The 19,594-nt window shown below is 75.6% G+C and carries 18 protein-coding genes; 9 read left to right on the forward strand and 9 right to left on the reverse strand.

Features of this window, described 5'->3' with window-relative positions; genetic code table 11:
• Positions 1-88: 88 nt before the first annotated feature.
• Together ABZS58_RS30810 and ABZS58_RS30815 are read right to left on the reverse strand one after the other, a co-directional pair.
• The gene (locus tag ABZS58_RS30810; protein WP_354786735.1) at positions 89-1,309 is read right to left on the reverse strand and encodes an endo-1,4-beta-xylanase; all 1,221 of its coding nucleotides are present in this window, start codon (positions 1,307-1,309) and stop codon (positions 89-91) included.
• Positions 1,306-1,929: a polysaccharide deacetylase family protein gene (locus tag ABZS58_RS30815; RefSeq protein WP_354786736.1), complete on the reverse strand. Its 624-nt coding sequence runs from the start codon at positions 1,927-1,929 to the stop codon at positions 1,306-1,308. Before ABZS58_RS30815 ends, ABZS58_RS30810 begins: the two co-directional genes overlap by 4 nt.
• Before the next feature lie 146 nt (positions 1,930-2,075).
• Here ABZS58_RS30815 and ABZS58_RS30820 point away from each other — a divergent pair, with 146 nt between their 5' ends.
• Positions 2,076-2,807 carry a MerR family transcriptional regulator gene (locus tag ABZS58_RS30820; protein WP_354786737.1) on the forward strand — a complete coding sequence of 244 codons (732 nt, stop codon included), beginning with the start codon at positions 2,076-2,078 and terminating at the stop codon, positions 2,805-2,807.
• Positions 2,808-2,859: 52 nt separating this feature from the next.
• On the forward strand, positions 2,860-3,711 hold the full coding sequence (locus ABZS58_RS30825; RefSeq protein WP_354786738.1) for a hypothetical protein: 852 nt from the start codon (positions 2,860-2,862) through the stop codon (positions 3,709-3,711).
• 144 nt (positions 3,712-3,855) lie between these two features.
• Here ABZS58_RS30825 and ABZS58_RS30830 read toward each other — a convergent pair whose 3' ends face one another.
• Both ABZS58_RS30830 and ABZS58_RS30835 read right to left on the reverse strand, forming a co-directional pair.
• The gene (locus ABZS58_RS30830) at positions 3,856-4,092 is read right to left on the reverse strand and encodes a helix-turn-helix transcriptional regulator (protein WP_354786739.1); all 237 of its coding nucleotides are present in this window, start codon (positions 4,090-4,092) and stop codon (positions 3,856-3,858) included.
• Entirely contained in the window at positions 4,092-4,697 is a 606-nt protein-coding gene (locus tag ABZS58_RS30835; protein ID WP_354786740.1) for a DUF2975 domain-containing protein, read from the reverse strand. The genes ABZS58_RS30830 and ABZS58_RS30835 overlap by 1 nt, the downstream gene beginning before the upstream one ends.
• A 113-nt stretch (positions 4,698-4,810) precedes the next feature.
• On the opposite strand from ABZS58_RS30835, the gene ABZS58_RS30840 reads away from it, so the two are divergent.
• Positions 4,811-5,638 (forward strand): SAM-dependent methyltransferase, encoded by an 828-nt coding sequence (locus ABZS58_RS30840; protein ID WP_354786741.1) that lies wholly within the window; start codon positions 4,811-4,813, stop codon positions 5,636-5,638.
• Positions 5,639-5,830: 192 nt separating this feature from the next.
• Here the strand turns inward: ABZS58_RS30840 and ABZS58_RS30845 are convergent, their stop codons facing one another.
• On the reverse strand, positions 5,831-6,139 hold the full coding sequence (locus ABZS58_RS30845) for a hypothetical protein (RefSeq protein ID WP_354786742.1): 309 nt from the start codon (positions 6,137-6,139) through the stop codon (positions 5,831-5,833).
• A gap of 99 nt (positions 6,140-6,238) precedes the next feature.
• Here ABZS58_RS30845 and ABZS58_RS30850 point away from each other — a divergent pair, with 99 nt between their 5' ends.
• The 3 genes from ABZS58_RS30850 (at position 6,239) to ABZS58_RS30860 (ending at position 10,757) form a co-directional block, all read left to right on the forward strand.
• Positions 6,239-6,901: a superoxide dismutase gene (locus ABZS58_RS30850; protein ID WP_354786743.1), complete on the forward strand. Its 663-nt coding sequence runs from the start codon at positions 6,239-6,241 to the stop codon at positions 6,899-6,901.
• 122 nt (positions 6,902-7,023) lie between these two features.
• Positions 7,024-9,966: a phosphatidylglycerol lysyltransferase domain-containing protein gene (locus tag ABZS58_RS30855; protein WP_354786744.1), complete on the forward strand. Its 2,943-nt coding sequence runs from the start codon at positions 7,024-7,026 to the stop codon at positions 9,964-9,966.
• Complete coding sequence (locus ABZS58_RS30860; RefSeq protein ID WP_354786745.1) at positions 9,963-10,757, forward strand: hypothetical protein; 795 nt, start codon at positions 9,963-9,965, stop codon at positions 10,755-10,757. The genes ABZS58_RS30855 and ABZS58_RS30860 overlap by 4 nt, the downstream gene beginning before the upstream one ends.
• An 87-nt stretch (positions 10,758-10,844) precedes the next feature.
• Here the strand turns inward: ABZS58_RS30860 and ABZS58_RS30865 are convergent, their stop codons facing one another.
• Both ABZS58_RS30865 and ABZS58_RS30870 read right to left on the reverse strand, forming a co-directional pair.
• Positions 10,845-12,329, reverse strand: a complete 1,485-nt coding sequence (locus ABZS58_RS30865) for a hypothetical protein (RefSeq protein ID WP_354786746.1) — start codon at positions 12,327-12,329, stop codon at positions 10,845-10,847.
• Between the two features lie 72 nt (positions 12,330-12,401).
• A complete protein-coding gene (locus ABZS58_RS30870) occupies positions 12,402-12,980 on the reverse strand; it encodes a DUF4232 domain-containing protein (protein WP_354786747.1) in 579 nt (192 codons plus the stop codon).
• A gap of 95 nt (positions 12,981-13,075) precedes the next feature.
• Here ABZS58_RS30870 and ABZS58_RS30875 point away from each other — a divergent pair, with 95 nt between their 5' ends.
• From ABZS58_RS30875 to ABZS58_RS30885, 3 genes are all read left to right on the forward strand, one after another.
• Positions 13,076-13,543 (forward strand): DUF4442 domain-containing protein, encoded by a 468-nt coding sequence (locus tag ABZS58_RS30875; RefSeq protein WP_354786748.1) that lies wholly within the window; start codon positions 13,076-13,078, stop codon positions 13,541-13,543.
• The gene (locus tag ABZS58_RS30880; protein ID WP_354786749.1) at positions 13,492-14,166 is read left to right on the forward strand and encodes a CPBP family glutamic-type intramembrane protease; all 675 of its coding nucleotides are present in this window, start codon (positions 13,492-13,494) and stop codon (positions 14,164-14,166) included. Before ABZS58_RS30875 ends, ABZS58_RS30880 begins: the two co-directional genes overlap by 52 nt.
• 159 nt (positions 14,167-14,325) lie before the next feature.
• Entirely contained in the window at positions 14,326-15,939 is a 1,614-nt protein-coding gene (locus ABZS58_RS30885; protein ID WP_354786750.1) for an Hsp70 family protein, read from the forward strand.
• Positions 15,940-16,176: 237 nt separating this feature from the next.
• On the opposite strand, the gene ABZS58_RS30890 is transcribed toward ABZS58_RS30885, so the two are convergent.
• Positions 16,177-18,480, reverse strand: coding sequence for a GTPase-associated protein 1-related protein (locus ABZS58_RS30890; RefSeq protein ID WP_354786751.1), 2,304 nt, complete (start codon positions 18,478-18,480; stop codon positions 16,177-16,179).
• 97 nt (positions 18,481-18,577) lie between these two features.
• A complete protein-coding gene (locus ABZS58_RS30895; RefSeq protein WP_354786752.1) occupies positions 18,578-19,585 on the reverse strand; it encodes a hypothetical protein in 1,008 nt (335 codons plus the stop codon).
• Positions 19,586-19,594 lie beyond the last annotated feature (9 nt).

The raw sequence follows: 19,594 nt of genomic DNA on the forward strand, positions 1-19,594 counted from the left end.
ACTTGAGAGAGCGCTCTCCCGTCGTGTGGGGCCGAGCGGAATGCACTGTCCGGCACCGCCGCCGCGATGCCGGACAGTGGGCCTGTTCCTAGCGCCGCGGCTGCTGCGCGATGCGCTGCCCGACCAGCGGCGGACCGGCCGCCACCAGGTCACCCTGGACGGTCCGCAGCGACTTCTTCGGGTTGTACGCGGCGTCCCACAGGCAGCCGAGACCCTCCGGCGGGTTCTTGAACCAGCCCGGGATCCAGGAGTGCTTGTCGGTGAAGCCCCACACCGTGAACGACAGGCAGTGCCGGTTCATCAGGCACGCCTGGAGCAGGACGTGGTAGTTGTACGCCGCCGCCTGGTCCCGCGCGGCGACGTCCGCGCCGTTCGCCGGCAGCGCCGGGTCACCGGCGTTCTGCGTGAGGCTGCGCGCGTCGACCTCGGTGAGCGCGACGGCCACGCCCAGGTCGGTGAAGCGCCGCAACGCGTCGGCCACCTGCAGGACGTCGTAGTTGCCGTACTGCGTGCTCAGGTGCCCCTGGCTGCCGACGCCGTCGACCGGTACACCTTCCGCCCGCAGCTGCTTGACCAGGTTGTGGACGAACTGGGTCTTGTCGCCCGGACCCCCGTCACCGAAGGCCTCGATGTTGTAGTCGTTGTAGAACAGCAGCGCCTTCGCGTCGGCGGCCCGCGCGGTGCGGAACGCCTCGGCGAGCCAGCCGGGACCGACCAGGTCCGCGAACTTCTGCTTGAACGACCCCGCGTCGCCGCCGAGGTGGATGGCGCCCGGAGTCTCCCACGGGTCGCTGACCGCCTCGTTCGCGACGTCCCACTGCCAGATCCGGCCGCGGAAGTGCGTGACGACGGCGGTGATGTGCTGCTTGAGCAGCGCGCGCAGCCGCGGGCCGTCGATGGTCCCGTCGTCGATGCCGGCGACGAGCCAGCCCGGCAGCTGGCTGTGCCAGCTCAGCACGTGGCCGCGGACCAGTTGGTGGTTGCGGCGCGCCGCGTCGACCAGCGCGTCGGCGGGTCCCCAGTTGTACTGGCCGCGGACCGGCTCCAGGCTCTCCCACTTCATCGCGTTCTCGGCGGTGACGGTCGAGAACTGCGTGTCGACCATCGTCTTGTACAAGGGCTCGCCGGCGTAGGCGTCGGGGTCGACGGCGGTGCCGAAGTACAGCCCGTGCCGCGCGGCGAGGGACCGTAGCGTCTGGTCCTGCGGCTGCTGCGGACGGCCGTCGTGCGCCGACGCCGCGACGGTGCTCATCGAGCCCACCGCCACGACCGCGAGGACGCTCGCGTGGACGAGTCGTCGCAATCTCATTCCTGCTCCGTTTCTCCAGGTGTACCGGCATGCGAGGGCGGGGCGACGGCACGGCCGGAGGCGGCGCTGATCATGCCGGTGCGCAGGCCCCGGGCGGCGAGGGCCTCGACGATCCGTGGCACGGCGTCGACGGTGGCCCGGTGGCCGTCGTGCATGAGCAGGACGTCGCCGGCCCGCAGCGCCGACGCGGCCGCCACGATCTCCTCGGTGCCGGCCCCGGCCCAGTCCCGCGAGTCGGCGTCCCACAGGACCTCGGTGAGGCCGAGCCGCGCCGCCACGGCACCCACGACGGCGTCGGTGTCGCCGTACGGTGGCCGGAACAGCGTCGGCGTGCCGCCGGTCGCGTCCTGCAGCGCCCGCTGCGTCCGGGCGAGCTCCGTGGCGATGCGGGCGGCGCTCAGCCCGGTGAGGTGCGGGTGCGTCCAGCTGTGGTTGCCGACCCACATCCCGGCCGCCCGCTGGGCCCGGACCAGCTCCGGGTGCGCCCGGGCGCGCCGCCCGACGTCGAAGAACGTCGCGCGGGCCCCGGCGGACCGCAGCGCGCCGAGCAGCGCGGCGGTGCTCCCCGGGTCGGGGCCGTCGTCGTACGTGAGGGCGACGTACCCGCTGACATCCGTCACATGCTGTTGATAGCCGCCGATGCCCGGTGCCGGGAACGAATTTCGGAAGCTTTCGAAAGGCGTTGACAGCTACGGTTCGATGACCGTGCTCCCGCCGAGCGACCGACCCTTGACCTTGCCGTAGCGTCAACGTTTTTACTTGGGCGATGCGGATCGGCGAGCTCGCCGCGCTGGTCGGGGTCTCCACCCGCACCGTGCGCCACTACCACCACCTGGGGCTGCTGCCCGAGCCGGAGCGCCTGGTCAACGGCTACCGGGAGTACCGGCTGCGCGACGCCGTCGGGCTCGCCCGGGTCCGCCGGCTCGCCGAGCTGGGCCTGTCCCTCGACGAGATCCGCGACGTGCTCGCCGACGACCAGGGCCGGGAGCTGCGCGAGGTGCTGCGGGAGCTGGACGACGACCTGGCCCGGCAGCAGGCCGCCCTCGCCGCCCGGCGGGAACGGCTCGCGGCGCTGCTCGCCCGGCCCGACCTCGGTCCGGACTCGACCGTTTCGCCGGAGATGGCGGCGGTACTGCGGGACCTCCCCGCCGACGGCTCGGCCTTCGGCGCCCTGGACCGCGAGCTCCTCGCGCTGATCGGCACGGGCACCGGCGACTCCGGCGTCGCCGACCTGCTGCGCCCGCTGACCTCGCCGGAGGCGCAGGCCCGGGGCCGGGCGATCTACGCCAGGATGGACGAGCTCGCCGCCGCGGACCCGGCCGACCCTCGGGTCGCCGCGCTCGCCGCGGACCTCGCCGGCTTCCTGCCGCCGCCGATGGCGGAAGCGATGACCGGCGCCGACCCCGGCCGCTGGATGGACACCGTCACCGCGGAGATGTCGGCCGCGCAGGCCGAGGTGTTCCGCCTGTTGGTCGACCTGCTGCGAAAGGCCGCCTGATGCCGCGAACCGCCTGTGCCGCCCTGTTCGCCGCCGTCAGGGGGAGGCCCTGATGTTGCGGACCGCCCGCGCGGCCCTGTTCGCCGCCGTCCCCGCGGAGCTGCTGCTCGTGGTGCTCCTGGTGGCCGGGGTGCGGCCACCGGCCCCACTCGTGGCGGCGGTGGAGATCCTCGTGGTCGCCGTGCTGCTGCTCGAGCTCGTGACGGTGCTCGGCCTGTACACCCGCGAACGCCGCAGCGGCAGCAGCCGCCGCGCCGCCGTGCGCGCCGCCTGGGAGACCCTCGTGCCGGTGCAGGTGCGGCGCATCATGGGCTTCGACGCCAAAGGCATGATGAGCCTGCTGCTGTGGCTCGCCCGCCGCCGCCACGGCGTGCCGCCGGGTGCGGTGCCCGTGCCGTACTTCGGCGCTCAGGCCCCGGCGCTGGTCGTCTTCGTCGGTGCGATGGTCGTCGAACTCGTCGTCGTCGAGATCGTCCTGCGCTCGCTCGGCGCGCCCCTCGCGGTCCGCGCGGTCCTGCTGGCGCTGGACGGATACTCGATCCTGCTCGCCCTGGCAATCATCGCGTCCTGCGTGACCCGGCCGCACGTCATCTCCGACGCCGAGGTCCGCATCCGCTCCGGCGCGTTCTTCGACCTGCGCATCCCCCGCTCGCAGATCGCCGCGGTACGCCGGATCCGCGCCTACGACGAGAAGGGCACCGTCCGGGTGGACGGCGACACGGTCACGATCGCGGTGTCCTCGCAGGCGAACCTGCGGCTGGAACTGACCTCCCCCGTCACCGCCGTGCGCCCGCTCGGCGCCACCTGCGAGGTCGGCACCGTGCGCTGCTTCGCCGACGATCCGGAGCGCTTCCTGGACGCCTTCGAACGGCAGGCCGCCCGGCCTCGGGACCGGGCGGACTGAGCTTCCGTCACGCGAACGTCCACCGCTCGCCGAGGACACGTCCCTGGCGTCCGGGCACGTGCCGGGCGCGTGGACCGGGCCGCCGGCGTTCGCCGTCCACCGCTGGGTGGCGGTGCCGTCGATCGCCGCGCTACCCGCGTCTCGTCATTGCCTTTCCTCTGCCGGGCCGACCGTGAAGAGGTCGCCCGGCTGGCAGTCCAGGGCCTCGCACAGCGCGGTGAGCGTGCTGAAGCGGATCGCCCTGGCGTGGCCGTTCTTGAGCACCGACAGGTTGGCCAGGGTGATGCCCACCTCCGCGGCCAGGTCGGTCAGTGTCATGCCGCGCTCGGCGAGCAGCCGGTCGATGTGCACGTCGACGCGGTGGTCGTCGGCGGGTGGCATCAGATGACCTCCGCGAGCTCGGCCTGCAGCGCCCGCCCCCGCTGGATGATCTCGGCAAGCGCGAGGAAGCCGGAGCCGCAGAGCAGCCACGCGAAGGGCAGGTCCGCGCTGGTGCTGGCCGGGTCGGCCACCACCGACGTGGACAGCTCCAGGCCGGCGAGCAGCTCGACCTGGAACGCGGCGAGGCTGCCGAGGAGCACCGTCCAGCCGAGCCTCCTGAGCCGCCGGACGTTGGCGGCGGCGAACGGGTCGCCGCGCCGGGCGGTCCGCACGACGAGCAGCAGCATGACGAGCGTGAGCACCGCGATCGCGAACCACGGCACGGTCCGCGCGGCGTCCAGGGCCACCTGCAGCGTGCTCGGGTCGTCGACGACGACACCGACGCCGGCGTCCGGGTCGAGCCGCACCCCCGGCCGCATCCCGGTCACGCCGCCGGGCCGGATCTCCACGCCCGCGCCCACGGTGACGCTGATCGGCTCACGGGTCACCATCGCCTTGACGTTGACCACCGCCACCACCGCGCAGACCCCGAGCGCCACGATCAGCAGTGTCTGCAGCTCGCCCAGCCAGTCACGACGGCGCAACCGCGCCAGGATCCAAGGCATCCCGATCTCCCCCTTATCGTTTTTCGATATACCGATAATCGATAAGGAACGTCGCGTTGTCAAGGCCGCTACGATGAGCGTCGCTGCTTTCGACTCCGCCGGGAGGCTTCACCGTGCCGACGAGCGACCTGGACAACCCTCAGCCCCAGCAGGACCCGCGGCTGGACGCCGGCGTCGTGTCGCCGGCCCGCCGGTGGAACTACTGGCTCGGTGGCAAGGACCACTTCCAGGTCGACCGGGACTCCGGCGACCGGATCGCCGGGGTGTATCCCGCGGTCCGCACCGCCGCGCAGGAGGGCCGCGCCTTCCACAACCGCACGATCACGTTCCTCGCCCGCGAGGCCGGCATCCGGCAGTTCCTCGACATCGGCACCGGCCTGCCCGCGCCCGCCAACACGCACGAGGTCGCCCAGGCGATCACGCCCTCGGCCCGGGTCGTCTACGTCGACAACGACCCGATGGTCCTCGCCCACGCGCGGGCCCTCTTGATCGGCTCCCCGGAGGGCGCCACCAGCTACATCGACGCCGACCTCAACGACCCGGCCGCGATCCTCGGCGCGCCGGAGCTGGCCGCGACCCTGGACCTGCGCGAGCCGGTCGGCATCCTGCTGTATGCGGTGCTGCACTTCATCCGCGAGGACTCGCACGCCCGCAAGGTCGTCGCCGACCTCCTCGCCGCCGTCCCCGCCGGCAGCTACCTGGTCGCGAGCAACTCCACGAAGGATTTCGTGCCGCCGGAGGTCGCCGGCATGTATGACCAGATGCTCGCCAAGGGCCTCGTCGACGCGTGGCCCCGGGACCGGGCGACGTTCTCCCGCTTCTTCGACGGCCTGTCCCTCGTCGACCCGGGCGTGGTCGCGATCAGCGACTGGCGCCCCGCCACCGCCGAGCACGCGAGCGCCGCCGAGGTCTCGATGTTCGGCGCCGTCGGCCGGAAGTAACGCCGCCGTCCGCCGGACGCACAGCGGCATCCCGGCGAAACGCGGGCACGGGCACGGGGAGGTCCGGCAGCAGGCCGGACCGCCCGCCGGACGCGAGATGCGCCGCCATCGTCCGGTCGATCACCCGGGCGCACGCGGGCACGGTGACCGCCGCCGTTCAGGAAGGTGGCGGTCCGCCCCGGCCGGCTCCGGTCAGCCGAGATACGCCCGCACCGCCGCGGCGAAGACACCCGGCGGCAGCGTCAGCGGCGGCGCCGGCGACAGGACCGGCAGGACCGTGGGCGACGCCTGCCCGGCGGGGGTCAGCCAGTAGCGGTCCGCGGCCGGGTCGCACCCGGCGAGACCCGCGGCGACGAGCCGGCCGACGGCGCCGGTGAACTCCTCCTCCGTCGGGATCGCGTGGTTGAGGTAGTCGGCGACGCCGATCACGCCGCGCAGCGTCGAGCCCGTCGCGGCGATCGACCGCAGGATCCACCCGTCCGACGTCCATCCGGAGTCCACGCGCGGCAGCGTACCGCCGTACCCCGCAAGGGACCGGAAATGGGGTGATGCGCGGCGACCGGCGCCCCGGCGGGCGGCCACCGGGACCACGCTGGGCACATGCGTCGCGTCACCGAAGTCCTGCTGCTCGCGTCCCTGGGTCTCACCGCCGGCACCGCGGGGTGCACCAGCTCCGCCGGCGGAGCCCAGCCCGGCCCGTCGCCGCGGGTGACGTCGGCGACGGGCACGTTCGCCGCGTACTCGCCGGGCGCGACGGCGGTCACCTACGACCCGGCGCTCGTCCCGCCGGGCGCGGTCGCCACGCTCAGCATCACGCAGACGTCGTCGGACAGCCGGGTCTGGTTCACCGTCGCCGGGCTGCTGCCGGACCGCGGCTACGGCGTCCACCTGCACATGGAGCCGTGCGGGGCGACCGGCGACGCCGCCGGGCCGCACTACCAGCACCGGCACCCGCCGGTGCCGCCGACCGCGCCGTCCCCGCCGGGGCCGGTCTCAGCGCCCGCCCGCCCTTCCGTGTCGCCGGTGGTCTCGGCGTCGGTGTCGCCGCCGCCCGCGAACCCGTCGTACGTCAACCCGCAGAACGAGGTGTGGCTCGACATCACGACCCGCGCCGACGGCCGTGGATCGGCGGTCGCCACCCACCCGTGGACGTTCGACCAGGCGCCCAGGTCCCTCGTCATCCACGCGTCACCGACGAAGACCGGAGCGGGCCAGGCGGGCGACGCCGGCCCCAGGGTCGCCTGCCTGACCCTGCCGGAATGACCACGGACCCCGCCGGGACGAGCACGGACCCCGCCGGGACGAGCACGGGTCCCGCCGAAACGAGCACAGGTCCCGCCGGAACAAACACGAGTCCGGCCGGAATGAGCACGGGTCCCGCCGGAATGACCACCGTCGAAGGCGAGGCGGAGCACCAGGTCCCCGACCGGATCACCGTGCCGCTGCCGGCCGGGGCGAGGGCGCTCGTCTGCGGCGACCTGCACCTCGCCTCCCGCCCCACCCCCGCCTCCGCGCAGCTCGAACGCGACCTCGCGGCCCGCCTCGCCGACTGGGGCGACACACCCGGCGCGGTCGTGCTCAACGGCGACGTCGTCGAACTCTGGGGCGAACCGGGCGGCACCGTCGAGGCCGCCCTCGACGCGCACCCGGACCTCACCGCGGCCCTGCTCAAGTTCGCCGGGGAGCCCGGTCGGCACGTCGTCGTGGTCGTCGGCAACCACGACGCGGCCGTCGCGTGGGACGGCGTCTCCGCGGACACCTTCACCCGCCGGATCGGGGCCCGCTGCGCCCTGGCCGCCGACCTCGACGTCGAGACCCCGGCCGGGAGCAGGCTCGTGCGGATCGAGCACGGTCACGCGTACGACCCGGCGAACGCGATGCGCGACCCGCGCAACCCCCTCGACTCGCCGCTCGGCCAGCACATCGTGCAGGAGGTGCTGCCGGAGGTCCGGCGCAGCCCGCTGCTCGCCGACCTCGCCGCCATCGCCGACCCGAACGCGGTCGGGCAGTACGTCGCCTCCCGCCTCGTGTACCGCCGCCTCGGCCCGCGCGCCTGGTGGCTCCTGCTGCCGTTGCTCGCCGCGCTGCTGCTGCGCGTACCGGAGCTGCTGTCGCACGAACGCGCGCTGCGGGCAGTGCCGAGGTGGACGGCCCTGGCCGGCACGGGCCTGATCGCCGAGGCGGCGCTGCTGGTGCTGCTCGCCGTCCTGACGTCCCGGGTCGTGTACACGGCGATGTCCGGCAGCCGCCTCGGGCCGCGCGGCATGCACCTCAACGGCGCGCCCAAGGCCGTCGCCGCGTCGCTGTGCGCCGACGGGGTCGCCGGGCTGATCACCGGGCACACGCACCAGCCGGAGCTCGCGGCCGTGCCCGGCGGGATCTACGCCAACAGCGGCTGCGGGACCCGCTGCGTCGAGTCGCGGCCCGCGCGCTGGTTCCTGCCGCCCGTGTTCGCCGCCGTCCTGCGCCGCTCCTGGGTCGAGGTCGACGCCGACCGCGACCTCCGGATCCGCCTGTACGTCGCCGAATCGCCCAGCGGGGAGGAGACCCGCCTCGAACGGCTCGCCGCCCGCGAGAAGCCCAGGGCGCGGGAGGTGGTGGCGACGCTGCCGGGCGAGGCCGGGTGGCCGCTGCAGAGCACCGGTCTGCGCCGGCGGGTCCACGACGAACGCGTCCGCCGCGTCGCCGCGTGGGCCGTCGCCGCCTCCGCCGTGCTGAGCCTGCTGTCCGCGCTGACGACGCCGCTGCGGGGCAGGCTCGCCGCGCTCCTGGGTGCGCTGCCGGTGGAGGTACCGCAGGCCGCCGCCGCCACCGTCGTGTTCTCGGCGGCCGCGCTGCTGCTGCTCGCCTGGGGGCTGCGGCGCGGGCGGCGGCTCGCGTGGACGCTCACGGTGCTGCTCCTCGCCGTGACCGCCGCCCTGCACGTGCTGAAGGGCATCGACGTCGAGGAGGCCGCGCTCGCCGCCGTCCTGGCCTGCTGGCTGCTGTGGCACCGGTCCTCGTTCCCCGCCCACCCCGACAGCCGGCAGGTCCGCCTCGCCACGGTCGCGCTGCTCGCCGGGGCGCTGCTCGTCGCCGTCGTGTCCGGCGTGCTCGTGCTCGTCGCCGGGGAGCGCGGCACGTCGGACCAGACCGCCCGCGCCGTCGCCGGGCGGCTGGTCGGCGACCGGGGCGTGCCGCTGCCGTCGACGATGCCGCTGCTGGCGCCCGCCCTGTACGCCGCCGGCCTGAGCCTCCTGCTGATCGTCGGCTGGCTCCTCGTCCGGCCCAGGCTGCACCGCCCGCCGAGCGCCGCCGAACACCGGGCCGATCTGGAGCACGCCCGGCGGATCGTGGCCGAGCACGGCAGCGACACCCTCGCCTACTTCGCGCTGCGCGAGGACAAGTCGTGGTTCTTCACCGGCGACTGCGTCGTCGCCTACGCCGTGCGCGACGGCGTGTGCCTCGTCTCCCCCGACCCGATCGGCCCGCCCGAGCAGTGGGCGGCGGCGTGGGCGGAGTTCACGGCGTTCGCCGACCGGCACGGCTGGCCCGTCAGCGTCGTCGGCGCCGCCGCCGGCTGGCTGCCCGTCTACCGGGCGGCGGGGCTGCGCCCCGTGTACCTCGGCGACGAGGCGATCGTCGACTGCAGCGCGTTCACCCTCGACGGGCGGGCTATGAAGGGGCTCCGCGGCGCGTGGAACCGGGTGGGCCGCGCCGGCTACACCGTGCGGTTCTACGACCCGGCGAAGCTCCCCGCCGACCTCACGGCCGAGTTGGAGGAGCTGATGACGCAGAGCCGCCACGGCGAGGTCGAACGCGGCTTCTCGATGACGCTGTCGCGGCTGTTCGACCCGCGCGACACCGGGCTGCTCCTCGCCGTCGCGCACGGCCCCGACGGGCGCGCCGCCGCCTTCTGCCACTGGATCCCGGCCGCCGACATCTCCGGCTGGTCCCTCGACGTGATGCGCCGCGGCACCGACCCCGACCTGCCCAACGGCCTCACCGACTTCATCATCGTCGAGACCATCAGCCGGCTCCGGTCGCTGGGCGCCTGGGGGCTCGGGCTGAACTTCGCCGTCATGCGCCAGGTCCTCGCCGGCGAACGCGACAGTGAGCACGGCGGCGGCCGCCTCAGCGATCTGCAACGCCGGCTGCTGCACCGGTTCTCCGACACCATGCAGATCGAGTCGCTGTGGCGGTACAACGAGAAGTACCAGCCGCTGTGGCGGCCCAGATACCTCGTCCTCAGCGGCCTCGGCAACGCGCCGCAGCAGGGGGTGGCGGTCGCCGACGCCGAAGGGGTCGCCGAGCTGCCGGTGATCGGCCGGCTCCTCGGCCATCCGTGAGCCCCGCGGTCGCGCTCACCCTCGCCGCCGCCGGCGCGATCGGCTACGGCGTCGCGTCGGTGCTGCAGGCCGTCGGCGCCCAGCACGACCCGGGGATGCTCCGGACGCTGCGGCAGCCGGCGTACCTCGCCGGGGTCGCCCTCGACCTCGTCGCGTGGCTGCTGTCGGTGGCCGCGTTGCGGACACTGCCCGTGTACCAGGTGCAGGCGGTCCTCGCCGGGTCCCTTGCCGTCACGGTCGTCACCGCCCGGCTGGTCCTCAGGGCGCGGCTGCGGACGGTGGACGTGGCGGCGGTCGCGGTCACCGTCGTCGCCCTCACCGCGCTCGCCGCCGCGTCCGGGCCGCAGGACCCGGCGCTGCCGCCCGCCGCGACCCGCCTGGGGCTGGCGCTCGCGGTGGTGCCGGTCGCGCTCGCCGGGTGGGCCGTCGCGCGGCGCGGCTCGCCCAATCTCACCGGCGCCGTCGCCGGGCTCGCGTTCGGCGGTGCCGCGTTGTGCGCCCGCGCGGTCACCTGGCCCGGCCCGCTGCTGACCGAGCCCCTCGCCTGGGCGCTGGCGTGCTTCGGACTGACCGGGACGCTGCTGTACGCCCATGCCCTGGAACACGGGCAGGTGGGTCCCGTCACCGCGCTGCTGTGGATCGTCGAGGTGCTCGCGCCGTCCGTCGCCGGGGTCCTGCTCCTCGGCGACGACGTGCGGGCCGGGTGGGCTCCCGTGGCGGTCGCGGCCGTCGCCGCCACGGTCGCCGCCGCCGCGGTCCTCGCCCACGCGCCCGCTGCCGCCTTCGAATGACCGCGCCGCGTCGCGCCGGTGCGGGCGGTGCGGGCGGCGCGGCCGGCCCGCCATTTCGCGCGGGAGCGGGCGGCGTGGCCGGGTCCGCTATTTCGCGCGGGAGCGGACGTAGGCCGCGCAGTCGGCGGCGACCGCGGCCCAGTCGGTCCTGAGCGCGGCCGGGGCGGCGACGTCCGGGGGTGTCCCGTCGCGGACGACCGCGGCGAAGAAGTCGAGCATCGCCGGCTCGCCGAACCGTTCCGCGAGCCGGATCACGGTGAGCAGCGCGATGCCGTACCGGGCCTGCCAGTCGTCGTCGGTGGCGCGCTCCGGGATCGGGCCGAGCGCCACCGAACCGTCCCAGCGGCCCTTGCGCACGTACTGGCGCACGAACGGCAGCCGGGCGCGGACCCACGAGCCGTCCCGGTTCGCCGCGTACTCCGCCAGGCCCTCGACCAGCCACCAGTCCTGCTGCCCGCGGGCGCGCTTCCCGAGGCTGACCACATGCGTGAACTCGTGCGCGAACAGCTCGTACGACCCGACGCCACGGTCGACGCGCTGCACGACCTCGCCGCCGCGGGCGAACGCGTCCGCGGCGTTCTCGGTGCGCCCGTCGAACCACGACCTCCACTCCGCGGGCCCGGCGAGGTACACGACGTACCGGCCCGGCGGCTGCCCCCAGTGCGCGAACCGGTCGGCGACGTCCGCGCCCCGGTCGGCGGCCTTGACCGTGGCCGCGAGCTTGCCCGCGTACTTCGCCGGTGCGGCCACGACCACCCTCCGGCCGGTGGCGAACCGCAGCTCCGTCGCGTCCCACGGGGCCGTCGACCGGCTCGCCGCCGACAGCACCGCCCTGCCCCCGGCGACCGTCCAGGTGCTGTCGACGAACAGCTGCTGGGTGCGGCAGTCCACCGCGCCGAAGCAGTGCGAGGTCTCCAGCAGCAGGCTGAACCGCCCGTCCGGCTGGACCGCCGGTGCGTCCGCGGCCCTCGACGAGAACAGCGCCACCCCGAGCGTCCGCAGCGACGTGAACCGTGCCGTGAACCAGCCGTGCAGCGCCGGGTCGACGGGCGCGAGATAGCCGTCGAGGTCCCCGGCGAGCAGCGCCTTGTCCTGCGCGGCGAGGGTGAGGTCGACGGTCTCCCGCGTCGTCGGCGGCCGCGACGGCGACGGGGACGGTGAGGGGCTCGCCGACGGTGACGCGACGGCGGCGGCCGGTGTCGCCCGCGGCCCGGTGCCGCCCGGGACGAGGAACAGCCCCGCGGCCACGACCCCGGCGACCGCCGCCGCGACCGCGAGCCGGACCCGCCTGCGCCGCCGCACCGGCGCCCGCACCGCCGCGAAGGGCGCCGTGCCCTCGGCCCAGGCGAGCGGCGCCGCTGCCTGCGCCGCACCGGACGGCGGCTCGCCCTGCGCCGTCGCGGACGGCGATGCTTCCTGCGCCGTCGCGGACGGCGATGGTCCTTGCGCCGCAACCGGAAGCGGCTCGCCCTGCGCCGTCCCGGAAGGGGCTTCGGCCGGCCCCGCACCCGCGGGCGGTGGCGGCGTCATGTCCGGGCCGCGGAGCGGCGCGTCGTTCTCCCCGTTGACCACGCCCGCACCGTACTGGACGGGAACGTCGTTCAGGTTCAGCCGTTCAGCGCAGGCTTCGGGACCCCCTCGCGGTCAGCCGGCGATCCACGGGCTGATCCCCATCTTGCCCGTGTTGCCGGGGTCGGTCATCAGGCTGAGGGTGTGCCGGGGCAGCCCCGGGGCGGGTGCGACGCTCACGTAGGCGCCCTTGGCGACCGTGGCCGCGTCGGTGGTCAGGTTGCGCCACACGAGGACGGCGACCGCGATGCCACCGGGCGGCACGTCGAGGCGCTTCGGGGGGACGTCGTACCGTTCGATCGTCGCGACGGCCGCGGTGCCGTCCAGGACCGTGACGTCGAGGACCCTCCGGTCGGTGTCGAGGATGTCGACCTCCGGGTAGCCCTGCACGGTGTAGACGGCCGTGCCGCAGTTGCGCAGCGTCACCCCTACGGCACGCAGGCCCATCGCCGCGTCGACCTCGCCGACTGACAGTGACACGCCCGGGTCGAGGCACCCGGATGTCGTCCGCGGCGTCGGTACCGACGGCGAAACCGGCTCCGGAACGACCGGGATCGACACGTCGGGGCGCGCCGCGACCGGATGGGCGGGCGTCGTGCCGCACCCGGCGAGCGCCACCACCAGCGCCGGCACTGTCAGCCACCGTGCTCTCATCCAGCCGATCATGCCGTACCCTCGTCATCGGTTCGTGGGGATCCCGTGGAGCTTTGGTGAACCTGCGGCCATCTTGGTGCCGCAGCATCGGCGGGATGGACGCCACCGCGCTGGCCCGGTCGCTGCTGGATCCGATCCCGGCGCACCGCACCGTGGGACTCGAGGTCGTGCGGGCGGTCAACGGTCTCGGCGTGGTCGCGGTGACGGCGCCGCCCGCCCTCGCGAACGTGATCGGCTCGCTGCACTCCAGCGGCCTCGTGACCCTCGTCGACGCGGCCGGCCTCGCCGCGATCATCTCCGCGTGCCCGACCGGCGAGGCGTTCCAGGGCGTCGTCCCGCTCGGCGCCGCCGCGACGCTGCGGTTCCTGGCACCGGCGCGCGGGCGGCTCACCGCCACCTGCCGCATCGACCCCGACGACCGGGAGGCCCTCGCCGAGGTTTTCATCGGCGTCGCGACCCGGGTGCGGGTCACCACGACCACGGACATCACCGACGGGACGGGAGCCGTGGTGTGCCAGGGCAGCTTCGACTGGAGCGTCCGCAGGACGCCGGGCGCCGCCTGATGCGGGTCCGCCTCGCGGCCGAGTTCGGCCTCGTGTTCTTCGTCCTCATCGCCGTGTACGCGTTGCTGGAACCGCCCGGCGGGCCGATCCCGGTGCTGCTGGTCCTCGCCGTCGCGGCCGTCGTCCACCTGCGCCGCCAGGACGGCTTCGACCGGCGCGACCTGTGGCGCCCCGGCGCGTTGCGCGGCGAGTGGAGACAGCTGCTGGGCCTGTGGGTCGTCGCCGCCGTCGCGATGACCGGCCTCGTCGCGTGGCTCGCCCCGGACCGCCTCTTCGACCTGCCCCGCGAGCGGCCGCTGCTGTGGGCGCTGATCGTCGTCTTCTACCCCCTGGCGTCGGTCTATCCGCAGGAGCTGCTGTACCGGGCGTTCCTGCTGCACCGGTACGCGCCGCTGTTCCCCGGGCCGCGGTCCGCCGCGCTTGCCGGCGCACTGGCCTTCGGCTTCGCGCACATCATCTTCGGCAACGTCCTGGCCGTGGTGATGACCCTGGCGGGCGGGTGGCTGTTCGCCCGCCGCTACCAGGCGTCCCGCTCCCTCTTCACGGTCTCCGTCGAGCACGCCGCCTACGGCCTGCTCATCTTCACCGTCGGCCTGGGCGGCTTCTTCTACCACGGCGCCTGAGCTCCGCGCGACGGTCTACGCGCAGCTCGACGACGTCGAACACCGCCGCCCGCCGCCCGCCGTTGTCGCGGTGGAGCGGGTGGGGTCGTCGCGGTCAGGCCGGCGCGGTGCCGCGGGCGACCGGAGGCGGGCGACCGGAGGCGGGCGTACGCTGCGGACGTGCACCGGCTCGCCATCGACCTCGGCACCTCCAACACGGTCGCGGTGCTTCGCGACGGCGACGGCACCGCCCGGCCGGTCCTGTTCGACGGCCACGAGCAGCTGTCGTCCGCGGTCCACGCCGGTCCCGGCGGCGCGCTGGTCGCGGGCCCCGACGCCGAGCGCCTGGCCCGCGCCGACCCGGCCGCCTTCGAGCCCAACCCGAAACGCCGCGTCGACGACGGCACCGTCCTGCTCGGCGCGCACACGGTCGCGGTCACCGACGCCCTCGCCGCGGTCCTGACCACCGTCGCCGCCCGGGTCCCCGCGGCGCCGGCGGCCGTGGTGCTGACCGTGCCGGCCGCGTGGGGCGCGCCGCGGCGGGCGGTCCTCACCGCCGCGGCGGCGAAGGCCGGGCTCGGCCGGGTGGACCTGGTCAGCGAGCCGCTCGCCGCCGCCGCGTACTTCGCCGAGGAGCACGACCTGCCGCCGGGCGCGGCGCTGCTCGTCGTCGACCTCGGCGCCGGCACCACCGACCTGGCCGTGGTCCGCGACGGTCAGGTGGTCGCGCAGGGCGGCCTCGACGTCGGCGGCCTCGACATCGACGCCGCGCTCGTCGGCGTCCTCGGCACCGTGCTGCCGCGCGAGGTGTGGGAGCGCCTCGACGCGCCGGTCACGGCCGCGGACCGCCGGGACCGGCTGCTGCTGTGGCAGGAGGTCAGGGCCGCGAAGGAGAGCCTGTCCCGGCTCACCGTGGCGCCCGTCCACGTGCCCGGCTGCCCGTCGGATCCGCACCTGACCCGCGAGGAGCTGGAGTCGGCCGCCGCCCCGCTCCTCGCCCCCGTCGCCGACCTCGCCGCGGACCTCGCAGGGCCGGACCTCGCAGCGGTGTTCCTCGTGGGGGGCGGCAGCCGGTTGCCGCTGCTGGCCCGGATCCTGCACGCCCGGCTCGGCGTGGCGCCCGTGGTCGTCGAGCGGCCGGAGACCGTCGTGGCCGAAGGCGCCCTGCACGCGACGGCGCCGCCCGTCGCGCCGCCGGCCCCGCCCGCCGCCCCGGTCGCACCCGCGCGGGCCGCGGTGACGCCGCTGCGGCGCAGGTGGCGCAGCCCGGCGACGGTCCTGCTGATCCTGCTCTGCTTCGCGCTGCCGTTCGCGACCGTCTCGTGCGAGCCGCTCGACGGCTACGGGCGTGCGCAGCGCGGCGGGACGACCCAGTACACCGGGTTCGACCTCGCGTCCGGCGGCTCCCCGGCGGTCAGCCCCGCCGACCAGCGGCGCCCGCCCGACCCACGGCACCCCGACCGGCTCGATCCGCAGCCGCCGCACATCGCCGCGCTGCTGCTGCTCGCCGCGATCCTCGCCGTCACCGCCGGGCTCGCCCACGACCGGCGCCGCCGGGCCGTGACGGCCGCCCTCGCCGGTCTCGCGGTCCTGGTCCTCACCGCCGGGCAGCTCATCGTCACCGACCGCCTCGCCGGCGCCGTCGTCGCGCAGAGCCGCCTGCCGGAGGGGAAGGCAGCCGCGGACATGGTCGGCACCGGACCGGGGTTCTGGCTCGCGGCGACCCTCCTGGCCCTGCTCGCGGCTGGCAACGCGGTCCTCCTGCGCCGTCGCCGCGCCACCCGGCGGCAATAGACCAGGCGACCGCGCCGCCCGTCACCCGGCCCGTGGACCGTCACCCGGCCCGTGGACCGCCGGGCGGCCGTGGACCGCCGGGCGGCCGTGGACCGCCGGGCGGCTGTGAGCCGACCGGGCGGCGACCGTCACCGCGCGGAGGGACCTGCAGCCCACGCGGCGCACCAGGGCCGCGGAGCGCGGCGGCGCAGGTGGCCCGGCGGCGACGCCCCGACGGTCACCTGGGCCTGGACGCGGTCAGTGCCCGCCGAACGGGTGGATGAGCCGGTTCATCCGCCGCTGGGAGCGGACGTGGTCCAGGTACGCCTCCCACGACGCCGACCACGCCGGGCCGAACGCGGCGATCAGCTCGCCGCCGCGGTGCAGCTGGCGGCTCGACGCGCGGGTCGCCCAGCGCAGCACCGGCGCCGTCAGCACCGGCCGGAGGCCGCGGCTCTCCGAGTTGTGCATCAGGTGGTACGCGACGACCGCGTGCCGCTCGTCACCGGGCTTGCGCAGCAGGTCGCCGAGCAGCGCGACGTAGTGCTCCACGACGCCGGGGTGGCGGCGCAGGACCGCGAGCAGCTCCCGCGGCGGCGCGCTGCGGGCGAGGGCCGCGGCGACCCCGCCGGCGTGCAACTGGACGAGGCGGGCCGGCAGCTCCTCCAGCTCGTGCAGCAGCGCGACGGTGGCCCCGGCGGCCCCGGACGTCGTCGTCAGCCGCTGGACGACGGTGCGCAGCACCCGGTCGTCGGCGAGCAGCTGGAACAGCCGCCGGTGCCGGGGCACGAGCCGGGCGTCGACGAGCAGGTGCCCGGCCGCCACGTCCTCGGCGGTCAGCGGGTCGTCGCCGGTCAGCCTGCCGACGAGCCCGTCCAGGACCGCCGGCGGCAGGACCGTGCCCTCCGGCGCGAGCCGCTTGAGCAGCCGCAGCTCGTCGGCGGTCGGCTCGGCCATGCCCCACAGCGCGGCGGCCGTCGACATGAAGCGGTCCGGGTCGTGGGACGCCGCGGTCAGGTGCCGCTCGACGAGCCCGGCGCGGTCGTCACCGGCGAGGACCGCCCCGGCGAGGACGGCCTCGACGAGCGCCGGCTCCAGGACGTCGATCCGCGGCAGGAGCCACCGCCACCAGCCGGTGCCGATGCCGTGCCGCCGGACCGGGACGGCCCTGACCCGGCGGGTCAGCTCGTCGACGAGCGCCTGCGCGAGCCGTTCGCCGCACGGCCAGCGGTCCGCGTCGAAGCCCGCGTACGGGTGGTCGGCCCAGAACTCGACGAGCTCCCGCCCCCGGTCGGCGAGGTCGGACAGCCGCACGTCGACCCCGAAGCGGGACGCGACCCGCAGCAGCGCCTCGGACCCGGTCGGCGCGGGCCCGGCGTTCAGCGCGGCGAGGACGAACCGGCGTGCCGTCGAGGCGTCCTGGGTGGTCCACTCGCCGGCGGGCAGCGCGGGCGGCACCCGGCCGGAGACCTCGGCCCGCAGCGCGGCGGCGTCGGTCTCGCCACGCACGAGCGCCAGCCGCACCGCGGCCGCCCTGCCCGGCAGGAGCCCGTCGCAGCCCGCGGCGTCGAGCGCTTCCAGGACCGGCAGCGGCCAGCCCCGCACCGAGGCGGTGAACACGTCGGCGACGATGCCGGCGTACGACTCGCGCACGTCCTGCGGCCCGGTGCGCAGCCAGCCCGCGACCGCCGCGGCGTGCCGCTGGTCGGGCTCCAGGCGCATGACGGCGGCGAGCCCGAGCGCGGCGGCCGCCTCCGGCGGCTCCAGGCCACAGGCCGCGGCGACGTCGAGCGCCCCGACGACGGCACCCGGGTCCTCGGCGAGGAACGGCCCGACCCACCGCAGCGCGTGCGGCGTCGGCACCGTGTCGGTGAACGCGTCCGCCGCCAGGTCGAACACGGCGGTCCCGTCCGGCAGTGCGGTGCCGGGCTGGACGCCGACGACCGGCACACCGGCCGTGGCGGGGGCGGTCGCGAAGACCTTGAAGCCGAGGGCGAGGGCCTTGCCGGGCGGCAGGAGCAGGGTGCCCGCGGCGATCCACTCGACGGTCCGGGCGATGTCCGACCCGACGACGGCGATCAGCGGGGCGCCCGGCTCGCCGGCCCGGTCCATCGCCGACACCAGCGCCAGCAGCATCGCGGCGCCGCCCGGATGGGCCAGGACGCGCTCGCGCAGCAGCGCCGGCGTCAGCCTGGTCGTCGGTGCCGTCGGTGCCGTCGGTGCCGTCTGGGACCCGCGGGCGGGGGACCCCTCGGACGCGCCGGTCCAGAACGGGGCGCCGAACAGCTGCGCCGGGCGCAGCGACCCGTAGCCGGCGGGGTCGCCGGTGACGATGCCGTGGGCGACGTGGCTGCCGGTGCCGGCGTGCCGCCGGACCGTCGTGGCGTAGGAGCCGTCGGCCGCGACGTGCCCGAAGGAGACGGGCAGCGGCTCGCCCGGCGGGAACGCACGCACCTCGGGTGCCGTCCCGGTCCGGTCCGCCCGGCTCGCGACGTGGATGCGGGTCTCGATCCGGGGCGTGCCGGTGGTCGCGGTCCGCTCATGACGCGTCTCGTCGTGCATACCGTCGCTCCCATCCTGGCCCGGGCATGGTTCGGCGCTCTCTGACGGACCGGTCCGTCAGAGAGCGCCCCGGGCGCTGCGGATGGGGTGGGTGTGGCTACAGGTCGTCGACGATGGCGAGGACGGCGACGACGATGCGGGAGATGCGGTCCTGGTCGCGCAGGAGCCGCCCGACGTGCTCACCGGCGATGCAGCTGAGGTGCGGGCCGCCGTCCGGGGCCGGCCCGGCGCCGTCGCCGAAGGCGACGTTGATCACTTCGGAGACGACGGTGCGCGGGTCCTCGCCGGCCTGCAGCCGGGTCCGCATCGCGGTCATCGCCAGGTGCGCGAGCTCCCGCATGTACAGGTCGTCGCGCTCGCCGGCGTCGATCAGGCTGAGCGCGGGCCCGAAGTGGTCGCCGGAGGCGTTCTCCGGGGTGAAGCGGGGCACCGGCACGTGCTTGTGGCCGAGGGGGCCCTCGACGTACCGCTCGTACCATTCCCGCTTGGCCCGCATGACCCGCAGCACCGTCTCGATGTCGTGGCGGACGTCGACCTGGGCGGCGGGGTCCCAGTTGCCGGTGAACCGGCAGCGCAGCGCCGTCCAGCTGTCGACGGGCCACACCTGGGAGCCGGCGGTCGCCGGGTTGCCGGCCCAGTTGAGCATCTGCACGGCGAGGTGGACCAGCCAGCGGTCCCCGCCGAGGCCGTTGACCAGCCACTTCGGGGCGCGGGGCCGCTGCAGGGCGCCGATCTCGCCGCGGCGGCGGCGGTGCCCGTCGACGGTCGCGGAGTTGATGAGCCCGCAGATCCAGGCGTCGAGGTTGTCGATGGGCGCCGTCGCGCGGCGCATGACGTCGTGGACGACCGCCTCGACGTCGTCGTGGAAGCGGTCGAGGCAGTCGTCGGCGAGGTGCCGCACCGAGACCGCGCAGGCCGGGTGGCCGCGCCGGCGCTCCAGGCCCTGGGTCAGGCCCGTGTAGACGACCGGGTAGACGACGGAGTAGGTGCCACCGGTCAGCCGGAGCCGCTCCGGCTCGTCGGCGTCCGCGACGGTCGCCGCGAGTGACCCGAGCCTTGCCAGGCCGCGAACTTCATCGGCCGCCGTCGCAGTGCGTCGAGGCATGACGATTCC

It is taken from the genome of Dactylosporangium sp. NPDC005555, assembly GCF_040605635.1.
Taxonomy (GTDB): domain Bacteria; phylum Actinomycetota; class Actinomycetes; order Mycobacteriales; family Micromonosporaceae; genus Dactylosporangium.

What these genes read in the sequence shown, in the direction of transcription:
- ABZS58_RS30850 (WP_354786743.1), top strand. Translation starts at nt 6,239, where the DNA reads ATGCGTCGCGTCACCGAAGTCCTGCTGCTCGCGTCCCTGGGTCTCACC.
- ABZS58_RS30895 (WP_354786752.1), bottom strand. Translation starts at nt 19,585, where the DNA reads ATGCCTCGACGCACTGCGACGGCGGCCGATGAAGTTCGCGGCCTGGCA.
- ABZS58_RS30835 (WP_354786740.1), bottom strand. Translation starts at nt 4,697, where the DNA reads ATGCCTTGGATCCTGGCGCGGTTGCGCCGTCGTGACTGGCTGGGCGAG.
- ABZS58_RS30875 (WP_354786748.1), top strand. Translation starts at nt 13,076, where the DNA reads ATGGACGCCACCGCGCTGGCCCGGTCGCTGCTGGATCCGATCCCGGCG.
- ABZS58_RS30825 (WP_354786738.1), top strand. Translation starts at nt 2,860, where the DNA reads ATGTTGCGGACCGCCCGCGCGGCCCTGTTCGCCGCCGTCCCCGCGGAG.
- ABZS58_RS30830 (WP_354786739.1), bottom strand. Translation starts at nt 4,092, where the DNA reads ATGCCACCCGCCGACGACCACCGCGTCGACGTGCACATCGACCGGCTG.
- ABZS58_RS30820 (WP_354786737.1), top strand. Translation starts at nt 2,076, where the DNA reads ATGCGGATCGGCGAGCTCGCCGCGCTGGTCGGGGTCTCCACCCGCACC.
- ABZS58_RS30810 (WP_354786735.1), bottom strand. Translation starts at nt 1,309, where the DNA reads ATGAGATTGCGACGACTCGTCCACGCGAGCGTCCTCGCGGTCGTGGCG.
- ABZS58_RS30870 (WP_354786747.1), bottom strand. Translation starts at nt 12,980, where the DNA reads ATGAGAGCACGGTGGCTGACAGTGCCGGCGCTGGTGGTGGCGCTCGCC.
- ABZS58_RS30890 (WP_354786751.1), bottom strand. Translation starts at nt 18,480, where the DNA reads ATGCACGACGAGACGCGTCATGAGCGGACCGCGACCACCGGCACGCCC.
- ABZS58_RS30855 (WP_354786744.1), top strand. Translation starts at nt 7,024, where the DNA reads ATGACCACCGTCGAAGGCGAGGCGGAGCACCAGGTCCCCGACCGGATC.